The organism is Enterococcus olivae (assembly GCF_053760925.1).
Map to the genome: position 1 here is coordinate 120152 of NZ_JBSMVT010000006.1, position 14361 is coordinate 134512.

Below are 14361 nucleotides of genomic sequence, written 5' to 3' on the forward strand. Positions count from 1 at the left end.
ACGTGAAGAAGAAACAGCTTTATGCTTCTTCTTTCACGCTCTGAATAATATAGTAACCTTTGTCTTTTTTGATGATCTCTGCATTGCCGAATGTGTCCTTCATTTTCTTCTGGGCACTAGGCGCTCCCTGCTTCTTCTGGATCACGATCGTCAAAGTACCACCGACTTTCAATCGTGGATAGGCTTCTGTCAAGATCTCATGCACAACTTGTTTTCCAGCCCGGATCGGCGGATTGCTCAAAATGGCTGCATAGCTTTCATGATTCAGTGTTTCATAAATGTACGACGAATGAATCTCGATCTTCTCGATCCCGTTGCGCTGGGCATTACGCTGTGCCAGATCAACGGCGCGCTGATTGACATCCACCATTTCAACCAGACGTTCACTCGCAAAGCTGATCGACAAACCAATCGGACCATAGCCGCAGCCGAGATCAAGGATCGGACCCTCTGGCAGCTCTTCCCAGTCAAAAGCATCGATCAGCACACGGGAACCATAATCTACCGTCTCTCTTGAGAATACCCCACTGTCCGTAACAAAGTGAAAATTTTTTCCTTTCAATTCAAAATCCCATTCTTCGAAATCATGGGCTGTCTGCGGTTTTTCGCTATAATAATGATTACTCATAGTTTCCCTCTTTCATCCTCAGTGTTTCTTTCATCATACCGAAAATTTCTCTCTTGTAAACTATCTTTTCTTTTTGGCAAGAGATTTTGCTCTGTTTCTTGAGTTCTTATGTCCGCTACTACTATTTTGTGTTAAACTATTTTCGAGTAATTGAAGGAGGTTCCCATGAAGGACAACGCGAACTACTATCAGATCCCTCGGGAAGAGTGGCAAGGTTCCTATACTAGAGAACACATGCCTCTGACGCAAAAAGAATTAGATAGTATCAAAAGTTTGAATGACCGTATTTCTATGCAGGACGTGGAGGACATCTACATTCCTTTATGTCATATGATTCAGCTTTATCGTAAAGAGTATGAATCTCTGACATTGAGTAAGGGGCTTTTTTTGCATCGTTACGTCAAAGTCCCACCATTTATTATTGGGATCGCCGGTAGTGTAGCTGTTGGCAAAAGCACGACTGCACGTTTAGTCCAAACACTGCTTTCTCGTTTGTTTCCCAGACGAAATGTCCGGATGGTAACGACAGATGGTTTTTTATTCCCAAATGAAATACTTGAAGAACGGGGATTGATGGAACGCAAAGGTTTCCCAGAAAGTTACGACATGGAGCACTTGATCGAATTTCTACATCAGGTCAAATCCGGTGAAGAGCACATTCAGATCCCGACATACTCACATCAAGTCTACGACATCGTCGAAAATGTTTATGAAACTCTTTCGCAGCCGGATATCCTGATCGTTGAAGGAATCAACATCCTTCAATTGCCAGCAAATCAACAAATCTATGTCAGTGATTTCTTTGACTTCTCGATTTTTGTTGATGCGGATCCTAAATTGATCGAGACTTGGTATTTGGAACGATTCGAATCTTTGCTGGATACAGCTTTCCTAGATCCAACCAACTATTATTATGAATTTGCGATCGGCGACCGGCAAGATGCGATCAAAATGGCTCAATCTGTCTGGAAAAATGTCAATCTCACAAATTTGAAAGAATATATCCTGCCGACCAAGAGTCGAGCAGATGTCATTTTGCATAAAACACACAAACACCTCATTGATCAGATCTTTCTAAGAAAGTACTGATGTATAGGACCATTGTTTTTGCAAATTCACTAGGTGTCCTTTATGATAAAGACAGTTCAATCAGTTAAAAAAATTTTCATAATTTTTTTCATAAATCAAACAGAATAGGGGTAATGAATTGTGACAAACGTTGACAACATGCCGAACGTTGAAAAAATCATCGTGTTAGATTACGGTAGCCAGTACAATCAGCTGATTACACGTCGGATCCGTGAATTCGGTGTTTTCTCTGAATTAATGAGCCATCGAATCACTGCGGAAGAAGTAAAAGCGATCAATCCAAAAGGAATCATTTTATCTGGAGGTCCGAACAGTGTCTATGATAGCCATTCTTTTGGGATCGATGAAAAGATTTTGGACCTAGGGATCCCTGTTTTAGGTATCTGCTATGGGATGCAGTTGATCACTCATAAACTAGGTGGGAAAGTCGAACCTGCAAAAAACAAAGAATACGGAAAAGCAGAATTAGAGATCGTCAATCTTTCTGCACAGTTATTCCAAACAACTCCTGAAAAACAAACAGTTTGGATGAGTCATGGTGATTTGGTCACTGAAGCACCTGAAGGATTTGAAGTCGTGGGAACAAGCAAAGACTGCCCGATCGCTTCGATCCAAAACAGCGAGCGTCAAATGTACGGCGTGCAATTCCATCCGGAAGTTCGTCACTCTGAATACGGCAATGAGCTACTGAAACATTTTGCCTTAGATGTTTGTCAATGTAGTGCTGACTGGAGCATGGAAAACTTTATCGACATGAAAATCGAAGAAATTCGTCAAACAGTCGGTGAAAAGAAAGTCCTATTAGGTTTGTCTGGTGGCGTCGACTCATCCGTTGTTGGTGTGCTACTACAAAAAGCGATCGGCGATCAACTAACCTGTATCTTCGTAGACCACGGCTTGCTGCGTAAAGGCGAAGCGGCACAGGTCATGGATATGCTAGGCGGAAAATTCGGTTTGAACATCATCAAAGTAGATGCCCGCGAACGCTTCTTGTCTAAACTTGCAGGTGTCTCTGATCCCGAACAAAAACGCAAGATCATTGGAAATGAATTTGTTTATCTCTTCGATGACGAGGCAACAAAAATTGCCAGCGACGGCAGCGTTGCTTTCTTAGCACAAGGAACTTTATATACAGATATCATCGAATCGGGTACAGAAACAGCACAAACAATCAAATCGCATCACAACGTAGGCGGTCTGCCAGAAGAGATGCAATTTGAATTGATCGAACCACTAGATACGCTCTTCAAAGATGAAGTCCGCGCATTAGGTAGCGAGCTAGGTATGCCGGATTCTATCGTCTGGCGTCAGCCTTTCCCTGGACCAGGTCTTGGAATTCGTGTTCTTGGAGAAATCACAGAAGAAAAACTGGAAGTCGTTCGTGAGTCAGATGCTATCTTGCGTGAAGAAATCGCTGCAGCTGGTTTGGATCGCGACATTTGGCAATACTTTACGGTATTACCTGGTATCCGTTCTGTTGGCGTGATGGGTGACGGTCGTACCTATGATTACACAGTAGGTATCCGTGCAGTAACCTCTATCGATGGAATGACTGCTGACTTCGCACGTATCCCATGGGATGTCTTGCAAAAGATCTCTGTACGTATCGTGAATGAAGTGGCTCATGTGAATCGTATCGTGTATGATATTACGAGCAAACCGCCTGCGACTGTGGAGTGGGAATAGTATAAAATCAAAGCCTAGACGTTAATAATACAACGTTTCTAGGCTTTTCTTTTTAATCTGGTACCCTCCGTGGTAACTATCTGGTTCCCATCTTTTTTATAATGATAGAAGTTTAATTACCAATTAGATTAATAACTAACTAATTAATTCAATTTTCTTGTGTCATTTCATCATAGATTTTTGAAAAATTATTATAAATATCTGATAAAATAAATCTTTTCTCAATTCGTGTATCCATATTTTTTATATTGATCATTCTATCAGCAAGTTCCTGCTCACCGAGTGTTAATACTAAGGTTGCTCCAAGCTTTTCTGCTGTTTTAAATTGTGCTTTCGCTTTGCGATTCATAAAGTCACGGTCAGCGGAAAAGCCAGCATTACGAATTGCTTGTGTCACTTTAAGTGATTCGGCGTTTGTTTCCTTACCTAAGCTAACTACATATGCATCTACGGTATTTTCTTTTGGAAAAGTTACTCTTTCAGCCTTTAATACCATCAATATCCGTTCGATCCCCATAGCAAAACCAAAACCAGGCGTTTCTGGTCCTCCTAGTTCTTCTACTAATTGATTATAGCGACCGCCCGCACAAATCGTTGATTGAGCCCCCATTTCCTTTTCATCACTCATAATTTCAAAAATTGTATGAGTGTAGTAATCTAATCCACGAACCATAGTGGAATCAATTTCATAGGCAATTTTTAAAGCATCTAGCATCGTTGTTACCATCTCAAAGTGGAATTTTGCCTCATTGCTTAAATAATCTAAAATCGATGGAGCTTCGGCAACAAATTGTTGATCCCGTTTATCTTTACTATCCAATACTCGTAAAGGATTTTCTTGTAAACGACGTTGTGAGTCTTCGCTTAGTTCAGATTCATGAGGAAGTAAATAATCAATTAACGCTTGACGATAGTTTTCTCGAGTTTCTTTATCCCCTAATGAATTAATCACTAAGCGAATTTTTTGCAAACCTAATTGTTTGAAGAAATCCATTGCCATAGCAATTGTTTCAACATCTGTAGCTGGGTTTTCTGATCCAAAAGCTTCTACCCCAATTTGATGAAACTGACGTAAACGTCCTTTTTGTGGGTTCTCATATCGAAACATTGGTCCAATATAGTATAGCTTATATGGGTTACTGAATTCAGGTCCAAAGAGCCTATTTTCAACATATGCACGAACAACTGGTGCAGTACCTTCTGGCCTAAGAGTCATATGCCGATTCTTTTTATCATAAAAAGAATACATTTCTTTAGATACAATGTCAGAAGTGTCACCTACACTACGTACGAATACTTCATAGTGCTCAAAAATAGGTGTTCTAATTTCGTTGAAATGGTAATTGCTAAATAATGTTCGTGCTTTTTCTTCAATGAATTGCCAATGTTTTGATTCAACCACTGGTAATATATCATTAGTTCCCTTTGGTCTTTGAAAATTCATATTTCCTCCTCGTATATCCCCTTTATTTTAAAATCTAGCTATATTTTATCATTATTAGAGTAGTATAAATACATCAAATTTAAATCTCAATTAATAATTAAATTACTCTTCAGATATTCAAATTCTGGCAATGTTAGTGAGGAAGCAAAATTAAATAAATCATTTCTTTCTTTAAAATGATAGAATACTATATATTGTCCCGTACACTTTATTACTTGATTAGCAACAGTAATTGTTTTGTTCCATTTTTTTCTTGGTGACGGTATAGGATCAGGGATAATCATGATATCATCATGAAAATACCAATCAAATGGCGGTTTAATATGTTCATATATAAAGTGATTTTTTTCTATGCCGTCAATTCTAATCAGTTCCTGATTTTCAATGTCAAAATATCCAATTGAATTTTTGGGTGAAAAGACTATCATTAAATCATTTGTTTTAGTCATGACTTATATCTCCTTATTTTTCTAATCCTGTTTTTCTTTTTGATACGATTGATTCCCGTTAAAATTGGTTAGGCTCTTATCTGCTGTCTTAATGTTAATTTTCCCACCCAATTGATCAGCAACCTCTCTGTCTATCGTTGGATAAAGATGGCTGTAAACCCCAAGTGTTATTTGGATATCTGAGTGCCCTAATCGTTTTTGAACTGCTAAAGGATTGGCCTTTAGCTCATTGATTAATAAACTTGCATGGCTATGACGTAATCCTTTAGGTTGTATTTCCTTAACTCCTGCCAGTTTAGCATGTCGCTTAATAATCCTACCAATTGTAGATTTCCCAAGTGGTTCACCTGTATAAGAGATTACAAAATCGAACTTACCATATTTCTCCTGTTTGCTTTTCCATTCCTTTAAAATACGAATAGTATCATCATCAATAGAAATAATCCTACGACCAGCATCAGTTTTCATTTTAGTTTTCCGTTTCCAATTTTTCCCATTAATAAAATCCAAATTATGCCAAACTCTAATCTGTTTACTTTCGAAATCGATATCCTCATACCACAATGCTGTAGCTTCATTAACCCTCATACCTGTCATGTAATATAGCCATACCATAACAAAAGACATATGCTCATAAAAATCTTCAATAGAAAATGTTTGTATTACTCTTTCAAACTCATCTTTTACCCAAAAGTTAACTTCTGGCTTTTGTTTAGGAATGCCTCCTACAATTTCCACCAGATTCTCTTTTAACAATCCATGCTTTTTTGCCTGTTTCATTGATCTAGAGAACATACCAAACTTTAATCGTGCATAGTTCTGACTGTGTTTTTCCAACAATTCATTTTTATAATCTAAAATATCTAGTGACGTTATATCACGTGGCTTCTTTTTACCAAATCTGGATTGTAATTCAGTTAACACACCTTCTCGTGATCTCCAAGTTGAGGATTCCACACCGTTTCTATATTCTGGAATATAGTATCTATCCATAAAATCTGAATAGGTCATATTTGCATTCGATAACGCACCTAGATCATGTTTCTTTTTCAATGCTGCTGTCCTAGCTTCATTGGCTTCACCAGCAGTTCTATAGCCTCTACGATGTTCTTGTATCGTCTTGCCTGTAATTCGATCAGTGCCAAGTTTGACACGATAGCCATATTTCTTAGTTTTTAAATCTTGGTATACACCAACGTACTTGGTTGTTCTTGTTGCTCTTTCAACTGACATAATCTATAGCACCTAAACTCACTCCAATGATTTCTTCCACCTTACTTTTAGGCACCACACCTAGGCGCTTATTCAAGTACAAAGTTAATCCCTCAGCAACCAACTGACTTTTTGCTTGTCTAATAATTGCTTGAGCTGTAGCTTTTGGGTACCCCAACGCAATTAGATCATCTTTATTTACCGTTGCTACTCCCATTCAATCACTCCGCTTCCAAGAATTTTATTGCGTCTTGATACTTTTTCATACGTTTGAAGTCTCTCCAACCCAATGGAGTTTTCAACTTCTTTTTTATTCGATCCATATCACTATTATGTTTAAGATCAGCTAATTTAACTATCCTAGCCCACTTATTAGTTTTCACTCGACCCAAGTAATGCTGATAATTTTCGTATTTTTCCTTTGTCAAAGCTTTTACAGCTTCAACTACATCAACAGAAAATATTTCTCTCAAGTCTTCTTCTGTTACTTCCGTGTCTTCAAGAACGTCATGTAGATAAGCTACTGCTAAAATCTGATCATTGTTCGTGACTTCTTTGACAAATTCACCGACAGTAACAAAATGGTTTGCATAATCGACACCCGCCTTATCTACTTGGCCTTCATGAGCATCTAAAGCTACCTTTAACGCTTTACTTGCAATAGTATCTGCCTTTGCTAATAATCTCATGGAATCTTCAACAACCACAGCATTTTTGGCCATAATAATATGTTTACCATTTCTCTCGACTAAAATATCGTAAGAGTATTTTCCACCTCGATATGTTGAGCCATTTCCTTCAATACCATGATTGTTTATGCCAGCAACATAGCCAACATACGTGATATCTATCTTTTCATTCACAACCTCTACATAATCGCCAATATTGAAAATTTGCTCCTCCATATTGCCCCCTACTTTCTTATTTATTGATAAATCTTAGTGATAGGTGTTGTAATTCGCAATGTACTATTTCCAGCGCCCAAAGGTTCAAGCAACAAGTATCCTTGTTTCCCCACCTCTAAGCTGATAATTTTTAATAGATATATTTTTTGGGAATCTTTCCTCAGAGTATTATCACTAAAGCGCTGTATCCATCTTTTTCCATCATCTTCAATCATCAAAGTGTAATTGCTTCCTGACAATGTATGAAAAAAATACTTTCCCTGTGGGCTGTCATTCTCTAGCTTATTCATTAGCGCTCCCCCTCTCGTCTATTAGTTTTATCTTTCTATATCTTACAGGATTGACAATTAACTGACCGTCTTTGTAAATCCTGCTAGTATATTCAGTTTCATAAAGAACAACTTTTGAATCAAATTCAAGCTTTTCTTTCATGAATTGCTTTGTTTCATCTGGCTTCTTTAAGTTTCTTGAACACAGATATGCCTTTTTCCCAAAGCTTTCAAGAAGTTCTTGACCGATACCTTTTTCCATATACTTTGCAACATACCGCCCCGCATTAGAAACCTCGTCTAAGTTATCAAGGCGGTTGATCCGAACTGCCCCCAATCCCCACATTTCCAATAATTCTTTATGTGGTACAAAAGGAACTCCAAACAATAAAATATGCACATGCCAAGCTTTTCTTTGCTGGCGTTCCAATACTGCAAGATATCGTAGTTTACTTTTTTTTGAATTAAAAACTTGGTAATTATAGCGTTTGATAAATGATTTAAAGTAATTGCAAAATTCGTCTCTATCCTGAATATTTTCTTTTGTTGTTAACGTTAGAAATGAAGTTCTATCATCGAAGTTACAATCAACTAGTCTAAGTATTCTCCATTTTGCTTCTTGTCTAGTCTTATTCATTCTATCCAGACGTTTTTCCTGTTCCTCGGTAGTGAGTTCATCAAAAGTTTTTCGCTTTGTTTTATCTTTATCTATGTTCAGTTGTTCATTAGTTTCAAGCAATTCACCTTTTGTAAATATTGGTTTTTCATATTCCCATATTTCCACATATGATCTTGTTCGGACTATTTTTTGGTTGTAACCTGACAAAAAAATCAGTCCCTGCTGGCGGTTTTTTCGCCTTAAGATTGTCTATATAATAAATAAACTAGGAAGCGAATTTCATTCGCTTCCGTAGCACTAAATCTAAGTCCAAGAGCAGTCGTTCCACTGACACGCTACGCTTGCTCAACTCCGTTGGCAGTCCCTGCTCTTGGGCTTAGATAAGAGCTACATTGCTCTTATTTCGGTGTTATACTCTCTGGCTCATGTAGTATCCTCCAGATTACTTGCTTCTGATGCACATCTAATTGTTCGATAGGAACTTTTTCACATGCGAGTTTCCACCACACTGTATCAGTGATTGAACAGTCTCCACATGTACGAGGCGAGACGATTCCAAATGTTCCCATCCGCCTTGGATAATCCCAACCTTGATTATAAGCCATTTCTTCATCAAGAATCGCAGTCTTTCCGCAAACTTCACATATATGGATCAACTCCATGATAGCTCCCCCTAACACTTAAATTACTTAACTGGTAAGACATCAGCACATGAAAACCAAAGATTGCCATTAAACTGACCCACCTGTAAATCTTTTAGTACCACTGGGGTAGCCTTATTATTTTTCAAATCCGCTACCGAAACTGTAGGCGCAAGTGATTTCACCTTGACCTGTATCATCTCCATAAAGAAATCCGAGTTTTCATCTTGAATAGACACATTTAAGCGATATGCTGAAAGTTTTTGCGTCTCACGATCTAAGACCTCGCTGTATGATTTGATCGCAACCATGTTATTCCCTAAGGGCTCTGCTGAAAGAAAATCGTTTAATTTAATTGCCATTGTTATTATTCCTCTTTTCATCTTTAAGTTTCCCAAACTGGGATCAAGTTTTATAAGTTTTTATTTTTATCTGGTTTTTTAAGTTCATCATCAGCAAATTACGCTGATGAAAAACCGATTTTTCAATTGCAATTAGAAAACCACTAATTACAATCAAAAAATCAGTTGCAATTGGTTGGTTTAGATATACTTTTGAAGTTCTGCAATAAAATCGAAATTTTCCATGTCGATATATGGGCTTTCCCAGTATTGAGCTTTTTCTTTCCCGCTCCCCTGCATATAAAGGAGTCCAGCGCCTTTCACTTCAATTGGTGGGATCTTATCAGGGGTTGCAGACCCAAGCACCATTTTGTAGCCTTCTGAGCTATTTTGGCCTAAACTAATCCGCAATCCTAGGTTATCTCTAAGTTCTGTGCTTAAATTGGAAGCGTTTACCTGCTGGCCTGCGATCAAAATAAAATATCCTGCTTGTCTACCAAGTAATACAATCTGCTTGATTCCGTCCATGACCTCATTCACGACTTCCTTACTTTTTTTATCCGTTCCGCTAGCCGAGAAAGCCCCGATTTCATCAAACAAAATCCAAGTTGCCTTGAAACCATGCATTTGGAAGTTTGCCCCATACTGAAAGTTGTCATTCATATATTTATAACGTTCTTGCATTTCAGTAACTGCTAACCTTATCACTCGTGCAATATTATTAGGAGTTGTCGCAACTTTTTCATTGCCTAAATAATGAGACAATGCCCCTAGATCGCTGTTCTTTTGGTCACATAAAATGACATTCGCTTCTTGCTTCAAGAACTGAATCAACATAAAACTTATGAAAACGCTTTTACCGCTTCCAGTTCCGCCTGAAACAAGTATATGTGGGCATTTAATAGGGTTGTAAACGACACCGTTTCCGAGATTTATTTCAGTTGTTTCGATCACTTCTTTCTCATTTGTTGAAACTACATGTAAGCGTTTTGGTACTACCGTCTGAAAATGATATTCAACAACACCTGCTCTATTCAGTTTCTCAGTTAGCGGGAGATTTAAAAGGGCTGATAATTCGGTATCTAGTGTTTCTAAACGTGAGGAGAAATTATCACCGCATTTTATGGCATAGATAATCAATTTATCGGGTAATTCCTCATAAGAAAATACAGCCGATCTGAGAACGTCTTTTTCAGTATACAAATTGTTATTCAGAATAAATTCTAACAAAAGTATGTCCATGCTAAATTCATTGCTTATCTTTCTCCTTATGTGTCGAATCCAATTCATTTGCTTAATGGCAACGATTATACCCAACAACCAAACGAGGAGTATTACAATAGCGTTATTTAACGTAAACGACAGTATCACCATAAACAGTACCATAGCCAAAATTATTGATCTAATTCTTCTCAGAATAATCGGGTAATCTAGAAAAGCGTTACGGTTCTCTAAGGAGACATATATTTCTTTTGTAGGTATATTTCTTCTTTTTATGAACTCTTTTGCGAAATCGAACATAATCATTTACTTATTACCTTCTGCGAAAGAAACTTAACATATTTTTTATGCGAACTTTAGTAAGATAATAAAGAAAAGCCAGTACTGAACAGCTCCCTAAAAGTAATAAAGCCGTCTGCAATTTACTTGGATTCATTCCCAGCAAGAGAAGTAAAATTGCTAAAACAAAAAACAAATTCTGTTTCACATTATCACTCATTGGTTTCTCCCTTCCCTCAAATACGTCATAATGAGCTCTGGCAACTGTACTAGGACTAAGATTCCTACAAACGTTATTGCCCCCGTGACACTCTTAGATAGATCAAAATGCTGAATCTTTCCTGAAAAGCCTACCGCTACTGATAGCAATAATAGTAATGTGAATGTTGATACTCGCCATGGATTGTAATTATTTTTCAATAGAAAACCTTCTTTTCGTTTATTTTAATGATTTACATAACAGGAAGGGGCTATTAACCCCTATTTTTTTAATGATAAGCAAGAAACCCGTGATATTGACCATTTTCTATATCGAAAAGCATTGTATTTTGAGAGAACGGATATTTCTTGTTTTCAGCATATTCCAAGGCTATAAGTACGTCTTTCGCATACCGCATATTAACTGTCCCTTCACCAGTGAGTTTTCCTTCTAACGCTCGCTTTGCTTTCATAGCATCTTTAAAATTCGGCACTTTGGTTTCACCTGAGATTAGACCAGCGATTTCCTTCAATTTCCGTAAAGTTTTTTCTGAATACGTTTCTAACATTTTAGTTCCTTCTTTCTTCTATTATTCATAAGTGACAGACAACATAGCTTTGTTGGTGATCCTCTGATACGACTAGCCATTTGTTACACCACCTTTACAACTGTACTTGCGTTCACGATGTCATATTCAAGATAATCGAGGATACTCAGATACTGATCTGGGAGATATAAGGCATATTTTTCAAACAGCTCTTCAAGCCTACTAACGTCGATTTCAATGCGTTCTATCTCTTTTCCGTCTGTTGTTTCATACATATCTACACTCCTCCTCTCCTCTCTAAAATTGCCAGTTTTCTGAATTTATTTCCTCCCACTCATCACAGAAATCAATATAAGCTTCGATTTCTTCTTGAGTCGCTCCATGGCTTTGTAATTCCTCGATATATTCAAACATGTTTCTTACACCTTTCTTATAAGGTTCTTGCTTCTTTATCTAATTCCTTCATTCGTTTGTTGAACTTAGACGCCAATTCATTAGCCTCTTTATTGAAAGCTTCTATAGTAGGCATTGCTGATTCCCATTTTTTATCAAAGGCTTCTCTTTCCTGAGTATATTCTTCTAACAATTGATCTCGTTGCTTTTGATGTTGGGCTCTAGCTTCATTTTGATTAGATTTACGAATAATTTCTTGAGCTTTCTTTGCTGATTCTACACTATCAATATTTACTTTCATGTGATCTCCTCTTTCTGTCTGTTTCTATCCCCTTCAAAAGGGGACAAAATTAGTATAACCCGTATTGTCCCCTTTGTAAAGCGACTTTATTTAAAAAAAGAAAAAAAGTTAGCGATCTGTTTCGATCAACTAACTTTGTTTTATCCAATCTTTCTCTCTCTTTTTAAAAGAGCAGCTCTAACCATAACTCTTATTACATAAGAAGTCGTAACATATGATACTTCTGGTAGATAATTAGGCAGAATCTTTTTTAATTCATTTATACCATCCACTACATCTTGGCTCAATACCAAATTGGTTTTGATTTCCAGTGATTTTTTATCTACATTATTTTTAGGTATTCGCTTAGTTCTTATAACTTCTCCCCAAGTATCATTAGCAAAATCTTTTGTCTCTTCATATGCTATTCCAACTACAAAACCGTTAGTAATTCGTAAACCTGAATAAGTCGACTCATTTTCTAAATTTTGCTTTAATTCACTAATACCATCAATAGTTTCTTTTGCTAATCTTACACTCAATCTCATCCGTCTAACCTCCAATATATCTTTTATATAATTTTATCAAATACAGACACAGTTGTCACTTTATGAGGGGGACAAAATACACAATTTAATAATCATCTTGGGTAACTGTGTGGTAACCATCTATTTAATTTTAAATGCTTTTATATCAATTATAGAATTCATTAATGTCTTCAGAACAACAAACCACACTTGTTAGGCATTTGCTACTAGTCGAGTGGGAATAAAGAGTCAACATAATATGAATGGGGAATGCCGATATATCAACGTTTAACAATATGTATAAATACTAATTATCATTAAAAAGTAGGGTGTTCCCTACCTTTTTCCCTACCAAAAAATCCTGTCATAATATAAAAGTGGCAGGATTTTTTTAATTATTTATCATAAATTCATATCATTAACCTTGATATTTTTTTACTCAAGATATAAAATATTATTATAAAAAAAGAAAGGAACTCAACATTATGCAAACACTTACAAAAGTTGAAAGGGAAGTTTTGGAAGTTTTTTGGGATTCATCCAGAGCTTTGTGTGTCACAGACGTTCTTCTTATTAATCCAAATTTAAATAAGAATACAGTTCGTGTTATCGTTCGTCAATTGACAAATAAAAAGTTATTAGAAGTAACACATATTGGAAAGAATAAAAAAGCTTTGACTCAATTTTTTAGTCCAACAATTTCAAAAGAAGATTTTGTTCAGCAAGATCTTTCTGAACAAAACCTACAACATTTAGTAGCTAATTTTATTGAAGGAAGTGAGACGGAAGAAGAGTTAGACAAATTAGAACTATTAATTGCTAAGAAAAGAAAAAGCTTAAAAAGGAAGTGAGATAAATGAGGTTGTCCGTATCTTCTCTATTTATATCTCTTATAATCGTATTATGTTTAACTATTATCTTAACTTTTCAATTGAAGATAGAACGAATTGGAAAATATATAAAATATAATTCCTTAATATTAGTTTACTTCTTTATTTTTTGCCGATTACTGCTTCCATTTGAATGGAGTTGGACAAAGACAATTCCTTCACGGGTCATCATGCCTGCTTTTCAAAATTTTTTCGCTATAGAAATACAAGGCATCAGTATAGGTTACGTTCTTCTACTTATATGGTTTATTGGTTTTATAATAAGCATATTTTTTTTAATAAAAGAAATAATTGGTATCAATAATTACTCAAAAAGAACAGAGCATAAAAAAAGTACTGGACAATTGGATTTTAGCTTCGTTAATAAAGTTTATAGAGAACGAATTTATTCAAATTCAACCATCGACTCACCCATTCTAGTAAATGTACTTCGACCTATGATATTAATACCAAATATTGAATATTCAAAACAAGAATTAAAATATATAATTTTGCATGAAACCTGAATAATTCATAGCTCAATATTTAATCTATTTTATCGAACGAATAACCTATTTTGAAATAAGGTCAGGTATTTTCTCTAAAAATAATCTGTTTTCAGACTGTATACTCTTGGATAAAGCTTTTTAAAAAACTTTTACCTATTTAAGGGCAGACTGCTCCCTTGAAACAGAATTGGGTAAAAATTTACTCGATAATTAGTTTAAATCCATTTTCTGGATCGCCTTAGGCGCTCGAAAAC

19 protein-coding genes are annotated in these 14361 nt (G+C 36.2%); 4 read left to right on the plus strand and 15 right to left on the minus strand.

What is annotated here, in order from left to right; all coding sequences use genetic code 11:
- Nucleotides 1-19: 19 nt before the first annotated feature.
- The gene (locus ACWODM_RS06285) at nt 20-628 is read right to left on the minus strand and encodes a class I SAM-dependent methyltransferase (protein WP_455320519.1); all 609 of its coding nucleotides are present in this window, start codon (nt 626-628) and stop codon (nt 20-22) included.
- Between the two features lie 165 nt (nt 629-793).
- Here ACWODM_RS06285 and coaA point away from each other — a divergent pair, with 165 nt between their 5' ends.
- Nucleotides 794-1717 (plus strand): type I pantothenate kinase, encoded by a 924-nt coding sequence (gene coaA, locus ACWODM_RS06290; protein WP_455320520.1) that lies wholly within the window; start codon nt 794-796, stop codon nt 1715-1717.
- A 120-nt stretch (nt 1718-1837) separates the two neighbouring features.
- Nucleotides 1838-3403 carry a glutamine-hydrolyzing GMP synthase gene (guaA, locus tag ACWODM_RS06295; RefSeq protein WP_455320521.1) on the plus strand — a complete coding sequence of 522 codons (1566 nt, stop codon included), beginning with the start codon at nt 1838-1840 and terminating at the stop codon, nt 3401-3403.
- 148 nt (nt 3404-3551) lie between these two features.
- Here guaA and hisS read toward each other — a convergent pair whose 3' ends face one another.
- The 14 genes from hisS to ACWODM_RS06365 all read right to left on the minus strand — a co-directional run bounded on the left by hisS (nt 3552) and on the right by ACWODM_RS06365 (nt 12750).
- A complete protein-coding gene (gene hisS, locus ACWODM_RS06300) occupies nt 3552-4847 on the minus strand; it encodes a histidine--tRNA ligase (protein ID WP_455320522.1) in 1296 nt (431 codons plus the stop codon).
- Nucleotides 4848-4933: 86 nt separating this feature from the next.
- Nucleotides 4934-5296, minus strand: coding sequence for a hypothetical protein (locus ACWODM_RS06305; RefSeq protein ID WP_455320523.1), 363 nt, complete (start codon nt 5294-5296; stop codon nt 4934-4936).
- Between the two features lie 21 nt (nt 5297-5317).
- On the minus strand, nt 5318-6529 hold the full coding sequence (locus ACWODM_RS06310) for a tyrosine-type recombinase/integrase (protein WP_455320524.1): 1212 nt from the start codon (nt 6527-6529) through the stop codon (nt 5318-5320).
- Nucleotides 6519-6725, minus strand: a complete 207-nt coding sequence (locus ACWODM_RS06315; protein ID WP_455320525.1) for a DUF3173 domain-containing protein — start codon at nt 6723-6725, stop codon at nt 6519-6521. The genes ACWODM_RS06310 and ACWODM_RS06315 overlap by 11 nt, the downstream gene beginning before the upstream one ends.
- 4 nt (nt 6726-6729) lie before the next feature.
- A complete protein-coding gene (locus ACWODM_RS06320) occupies nt 6730-7197 on the minus strand; it encodes an HD domain-containing protein (protein WP_455320537.1) in 468 nt (155 codons plus the stop codon).
- A 236-nt stretch (nt 7198-7433) separates the two neighbouring features.
- Nucleotides 7434-7703, minus strand: a complete 270-nt coding sequence (locus ACWODM_RS06325; RefSeq protein WP_455320526.1) for a hypothetical protein — start codon at nt 7701-7703, stop codon at nt 7434-7436.
- The gene (locus tag ACWODM_RS06330) at nt 7696-8508 is read right to left on the minus strand and encodes a rolling circle replication-associated protein (protein WP_455320527.1); all 813 of its coding nucleotides are present in this window, start codon (nt 8506-8508) and stop codon (nt 7696-7698) included. The genes ACWODM_RS06325 and ACWODM_RS06330 overlap by 8 nt, the downstream gene beginning before the upstream one ends.
- Nucleotides 8509-8699: 191 nt before the next feature.
- The gene (locus tag ACWODM_RS06335; RefSeq protein ID WP_455320528.1) at nt 8700-8963 is read right to left on the minus strand and encodes a hypothetical protein; all 264 of its coding nucleotides are present in this window, start codon (nt 8961-8963) and stop codon (nt 8700-8702) included.
- A 23-nt stretch (nt 8964-8986) separates the two neighbouring features.
- Nucleotides 8987-9298: a hypothetical protein gene (locus ACWODM_RS06340; RefSeq protein WP_203369290.1), complete on the minus strand. Its 312-nt coding sequence runs from the start codon at nt 9296-9298 to the stop codon at nt 8987-8989.
- A gap of 186 nt (nt 9299-9484) precedes the next feature.
- The gene (locus ACWODM_RS06345) at nt 9485-10810 is read right to left on the minus strand and encodes an FtsK/SpoIIIE domain-containing protein (protein ID WP_455320529.1); all 1326 of its coding nucleotides are present in this window, start codon (nt 10808-10810) and stop codon (nt 9485-9487) included.
- Nucleotides 10811-11271: 461 nt separating this feature from the next.
- A complete protein-coding gene (locus ACWODM_RS06350) occupies nt 11272-11550 on the minus strand; it encodes a hypothetical protein (RefSeq protein ID WP_455320530.1) in 279 nt (92 codons plus the stop codon).
- An 83-nt stretch (nt 11551-11633) separates the two neighbouring features.
- Entirely contained in the window at nt 11634-11804 is a 171-nt protein-coding gene (locus tag ACWODM_RS06355) for a hypothetical protein (protein WP_455320531.1), read from the minus strand.
- Nucleotides 11805-11959: 155 nt separating this feature from the next.
- Nucleotides 11960-12223, minus strand: coding sequence for a hypothetical protein (locus ACWODM_RS06360; protein WP_455320532.1), 264 nt, complete (start codon nt 12221-12223; stop codon nt 11960-11962).
- Nucleotides 12224-12363: 140 nt separating this feature from the next.
- A complete protein-coding gene (locus tag ACWODM_RS06365) occupies nt 12364-12750 on the minus strand; it encodes a hypothetical protein (RefSeq protein ID WP_194187834.1) in 387 nt (128 codons plus the stop codon).
- 464 nt (nt 12751-13214) lie between these two features.
- Between ACWODM_RS06365 and ACWODM_RS06370 the strand changes: the two genes are divergently transcribed.
- Both ACWODM_RS06370 and ACWODM_RS06375 read left to right on the plus strand, forming a co-directional pair.
- Nucleotides 13215-13580: a BlaI/MecI/CopY family transcriptional regulator gene (locus ACWODM_RS06370; protein WP_455320533.1), complete on the plus strand. Its 366-nt coding sequence runs from the start codon at nt 13215-13217 to the stop codon at nt 13578-13580.
- Nucleotides 13581-13585: 5 nt separating this feature from the next.
- On the plus strand, nt 13586-14125 hold the full coding sequence (locus ACWODM_RS06375) for a M56 family metallopeptidase (RefSeq protein ID WP_455320534.1): 540 nt from the start codon (nt 13586-13588) through the stop codon (nt 14123-14125).
- The last annotated feature ends 236 nt before the right edge of the window (nt 14126-14361 follow it).

Bases quoted from the DNA above. Each gene is read 5' to 3' on its own strand.
- ACWODM_RS06285 (WP_455320519.1), bottom strand. From the start codon at position 628: ATGAGTAATCATTATTATAGCGAAAAACCGCAGACAGCCCATGATTTC.
- coaA (WP_455320520.1), top strand. From the start codon at position 794: ATGAAGGACAACGCGAACTACTATCAGATCCCTCGGGAAGAGTGGCAA.
- hisS (WP_455320522.1), bottom strand. From the start codon at position 4,847: ATGAATTTTCAAAGACCAAAGGGAACTAATGATATATTACCAGTGGTT.
- ACWODM_RS06305 (WP_455320523.1), bottom strand. From the start codon at position 5,296: ATGACTAAAACAAATGATTTAATGATAGTCTTTTCACCCAAAAATTCA.
- ACWODM_RS06310 (WP_455320524.1), bottom strand. From the start codon at position 6,529: ATGTCAGTTGAAAGAGCAACAAGAACAACCAAGTACGTTGGTGTATAC.
- ACWODM_RS06315 (WP_455320525.1), bottom strand. From the start codon at position 6,725: ATGGGAGTAGCAACGGTAAATAAAGATGATCTAATTGCGTTGGGGTAC.
- ACWODM_RS06320 (WP_455320537.1), bottom strand. From the start codon at position 7,197: ATGAGATTATTAGCAAAGGCAGATACTATTGCAAGTAAAGCGTTAAAG.
- ACWODM_RS06325 (WP_455320526.1), bottom strand. From the start codon at position 7,703: ATGAATAAGCTAGAGAATGACAGCCCACAGGGAAAGTATTTTTTTCAT.
- ACWODM_RS06335 (WP_455320528.1), bottom strand. From the start codon at position 8,963: ATGGAGTTGATCCATATATGTGAAGTTTGCGGAAAGACTGCGATTCTT.
- ACWODM_RS06345 (WP_455320529.1), bottom strand. From the start codon at position 10,810: ATGATTATGTTCGATTTCGCAAAAGAGTTCATAAAAAGAAGAAATATA.
- ACWODM_RS06350 (WP_455320530.1), bottom strand. From the start codon at position 11,550: ATGTTAGAAACGTATTCAGAAAAAACTTTACGGAAATTGAAGGAAATC.
- ACWODM_RS06355 (WP_455320531.1), bottom strand. From the start codon at position 11,804: ATGTATGAAACAACAGACGGAAAAGAGATAGAACGCATTGAAATCGAC.
- ACWODM_RS06360 (WP_455320532.1), bottom strand. From the start codon at position 12,223: ATGAAAGTAAATATTGATAGTGTAGAATCAGCAAAGAAAGCTCAAGAA.
- ACWODM_RS06365 (WP_194187834.1), bottom strand. From the start codon at position 12,750: ATGAGATTGAGTGTAAGATTAGCAAAAGAAACTATTGATGGTATTAGT.
- ACWODM_RS06370 (WP_455320533.1), top strand. From the start codon at position 13,215: ATGCAAACACTTACAAAAGTTGAAAGGGAAGTTTTGGAAGTTTTTTGG.
- ACWODM_RS06375 (WP_455320534.1), top strand. From the start codon at position 13,586: ATGAGGTTGTCCGTATCTTCTCTATTTATATCTCTTATAATCGTATTA.